Source organism: Thermoflexus sp. (assembly GCF_042408365.1).
GTDB lineage: Bacteria > Chloroflexota > Anaerolineae > Thermoflexales > Thermoflexaceae > Thermoflexus.
This window is the reverse complement of the sequence record NZ_JBHOQJ010000074.1, coordinates 1-3,776: the sequence shown is the minus strand read 5'-3', so window position 1 is coordinate 3,776 and position 3,776 is coordinate 1. Positions and strand designations below refer to the sequence as shown.

The following is a 3,776-nucleotide window of genomic DNA, read 5'->3' as shown; positions in this document are numbered from 1 at the left end:
CACCAAAGGTGCGCGGCTCTGCCCCCAAAGCCACCGAGAGGAAGTTTACAGCGGTCATTGTGGCTTGTGCCGTGCGGGTCCGCGCTATTCATTTTACCCAACCTTTGTTCATAGTAAGGTGCTTTAGCGCCCGCTCGTTCTGGCTGGGTGTCTCCTGGGCTGTCGCATCAGCTCGGGGGCCCGTTCGCTTTCCAACGCAGCCCTCAATTGCACAATTTTTAACAGATGTGATATAAAGAGATTAGAGGATCCTTTCCAAAAGTGCGCTGGAAATTCGTTGGAGGGCAGCCTGAATGCAAAGGTGAAGGATCCTGTTCCTCATACGTACCTTCTGCCTCGGACAACATTCCGTATATGGGTTTCTCCAGCGAACTCATCTTAAAACTTTTATAGCCATCTTTCAGAACGGTTCCAAGGCCTCTTTCCCAAAGGCCTCCATGGTGAGGAATTTTGAGATGAATGTAACGAACGGTTCGCCCCAAGAATTAACAGCTTTATTACTCCAGACCGAGTCGTTGAAGCGTCGCGTGGTTGAGCTGGAGCAAACCCTTTGGCGGATGCAGCAGGTTCAGGATCTGCTGCGGGATCTGGAGCAAGCCTGGGCGACGGAAGACCCCATGGCCCAGGCGTTGAGAGCTGCTCAGCGTGCCTTTGGAGCGGATGCCACCCTCTTCATCCAGCTGGACTCCCAGGGTCGTCCGGCGCGATGGTGGCATGTCGGATGGGAGGGGATCCACGCCGATGACCTTCACGCTCTTCTCCATACGCTCCTGGAGGCTGGTCGGGAAACGCCAGAATTTGTTCCCCAGACTCTTTCCCTCACCGGGTTCATGTCCCTTGGAGGAGAGCCGCTGGCCCGCTCCGTCTTGATGGTGCGGCTAAGGGATCCATGGGGAAGCGTTAGCCTGGTGGCGTTTTTGAGGCGAAGCGAGGAGGGATTCTCGGAGGAGATCTGTCTTCTGGTGGGGATGGCGGCAGAACTGTTGGCGATGCGCCTTCATTCGCTCCACGCTCTGGAACAGCAACGTCACCTCAACCGGGCCATGACGCATCTCTTCCGGGTCGCTCGGGTCCTGGCCTCCAGCCCTGAACTCTCCGTCACCCTCCCACAGGTGGCGCGCATCATCCGTGAGGAAACGGGCTGGCCCTCGGTGGCGATCCTGGTCTATGAGCCGGCGACGCAACAGCTGCGGGTTATGGCCTGGGAGGGCTATCGCGCGGCCCCCGCTCCTGACCGCTGTTTCATCCCAGCGGACCAGGGGATCATCGGTCGAGCTTTCCGGACCGGTGAACCTCAACGGGTGCCGGACGTCTCTTTGGATCCCGATTATGTGGAGGTGGATCCTGCCACCCGATCCGAATTGGCTGTTCCGATCTTTGCGGGGGAGACCCCCTGGGGTGTGCTGGATGCCCAGAGCCCGGAGCGTTACGCCTTCACGCCGGATGACGAGGTTCTTATGCTGGCGGTGGCGGGGATCATCAGCCTGGGCCTGGAGGCCGCCCAGGTTTACGAGCAGGTCCGCCGGGAGCGGACTCAGGTGGGGCTGGAGCGGGATCGGCTTCTCGCTCTATACGAGGGTTACCTGGCCATTCAACGGCATTCAGATCCCGAGCGGGCATTAAACGAGGTGGTGGAGATCTTCATCCAGTTCGGGTGGAGGGCCGCGCGTTGTCGGGTGCTCGATGAAGCCGGAGGGGTCCTCGCAATGGCGGAGAGCGCCCCGGCCCCTCAATTTCCTCCACTGGCCCTGGAGCCATGGCTTCGGAACGATCCCCATCTGGAACGATACCGGACGCGCGGGGGGTTATATCGCTTCCCGAGGACGGATCCAGAGATCCATGACTGGCTCCAGAGCGAGAGGGAGATCCCTGTCTCATGCATTGCCCTTCCGCTCCGGGATGCTGCTGGCCGCCTGCTGGGGCTAGTGGAACTGGAGGCTCCCGAGGAGAGGGAGGATCTTGAGGGATCTCTGTTGCGACCGACGGAGCTCCTCGCTATGCTCCTGGCGCTGTCCTTAGAGCGGGGCCGCTTGCTCCGACGCTACGAGCAGCACCTACGGGAGCAAACCATGTTGTATCGGGCCGTGAGCGCCCTGCTCCGCTTCGACGAGCCCGGCCCGATCCTCACCGAGATCACCGCCGCTCTCTGCGAAGCTCTGGATGGGACCAGTGCGTATTTCGTCGCCGTGGATCCGGCGCGTCGGATTAGCTGGGTTGCCGCCGAGTATTATGCGGAAACGGCTAACCCGATGGAGCGGATCTCTGATTTGGGCGTGGTCTACCAGGAAGAGGACGTCCCACTGGAATGGGTGGCCCTCCGGGAACGGCGGATCCAAACGCTGTATGCGGACGATCCTCCGGACGCCTACGAGCGTCAGCGTGCCATCCTACGGAGCTATGGTGGCTGGTCCGTGCTGCTCATTCCTTTGTTTGCAGGGGAGGAGCCGCTCGGGTTGGTGGAAGTATGGGACAGCCGGCGGCGGCGCGCGTTCGATGCCGGGGAACGGGCCTTGGCCCAGGCCATCGCTCAACACGCGGCCGTTGCCCTTCAGCGGGCCCGCCTGTATGAGCGGCTTCAACAGGTCAACCGGCGCCTGGAAGCGATCTTTTCCACGGTGGAGGATGGTCTGATCCTTCTGGATCGAGAGGGACGGATCGTCCAGGCGAATGCTGCGGCCCAGCGGCTGTTGGCCGAGGTGGAGCTGACGTCGGAGAGCTCCTTGACGGATCTCCTTCTCCGCTTGCGACATCAGTCCCCGCAGGCCGCTCGTGCCTTGATTCGAGAGGCCCGCCGGATCCGCCAGGGGGTGGCCCAGGGCTTCCGTCTGGAGCTTCCTTTCCCGTTGAAGGATTCCATGCGCTGGCTCGCCATGATGTGTTCCCTGGTCCAGGGCGATGGTCCGACCGGAGGGGGGTGGCTGTTGGTTTTCCGGGACATCACGGCGGAGCGGGAGCGCGATCAGTTGCGGGAAGATATGATCCGGATGCTGATGCACGATCTGCAAAATCCTCTGGGGCCTATCCTTCTTGCGTTAGAGGAACTGATCACCTATCCGGAGCTGAGCCCCTCAGCGCAATCACTGGTCCACACGGCCCTGCGAGGGTTGAGCCGCCTTCAAAACCTCATCAGCAACCTGCTGGATCTTGCTCGCCTGGAGTCAGGTCGACTGCCGATCGAATGGGAACCCGTAGATCTGAGGGGGCTGGTGGAGGAGGCGGTGGAGGGGTGGGGCCCGGTGTTTCAACGTCGGAAACTCCGTGTGACGACGGAGATCGACCCGGTGTTGCCATGGGTGTGGATGGATCGACAGTTGATCTTGCGGGTCCTCTGGAACCTCCTCTCCAATGCCTCGAAGTTCACACCGGTTGATGGTGAAATCCGCGTTCGTGCCTATGCACAAGCAGGGATGGCTGTTCTGGAAGTTTTCAACAGCGGCTCCTACATCCCCCCGGAGCAGCGGCAGCGAATTTTCGAGCGTTTCAGCACGCTGCAAAGCCGCCGCGGATATGGGCTGGGGTTGGCTTTCTCGAAATTAGCGGTGGAAGCCCATGGCGGGCGCATTGAGGTGGAGAGCGATGTAAACGGCACCACGTTCACGATCCGATTGCCTCTCCGTCCACCTTCTTCTCTTCACTCGTAGTGCTTCATCTGCTTTTTGTGGGGATATACGAGAAAGGGAACGGATGGCCCTGCTCCCTCTCTCACGGCCCTTTGGATCATGGGGCGGGGGATAAAAAAGCATTTTGAGGGCGAGCCGGGCGCCTTTGGCGCCCGG

1 protein-coding gene is annotated in these 3,776 nt (G+C 60.8%); it reads left to right on the top strand.

Annotated elements, in window-relative coordinates:
- Positions 1 to 455 precede the first annotated feature (455 nt).
- Positions 456 to 3,641: a GAF domain-containing protein gene (locus ACFMO5_RS03295; RefSeq protein ID WP_376791343.1), complete on the top strand. Its 3,186-nt coding sequence runs from the start codon at positions 456 to 458 to the stop codon at positions 3,639 to 3,641.
- Positions 3,642 to 3,776: the final 135 nt, after the last annotated feature.

Coding starts and splice junctions, on each gene's coding strand:
- ACFMO5_RS03295 (WP_376791343.1), top strand. CDS start 456: ATGAATGTAACGAACGGTTCGCCCCAAGAATTAACAGCTTTATTACTC.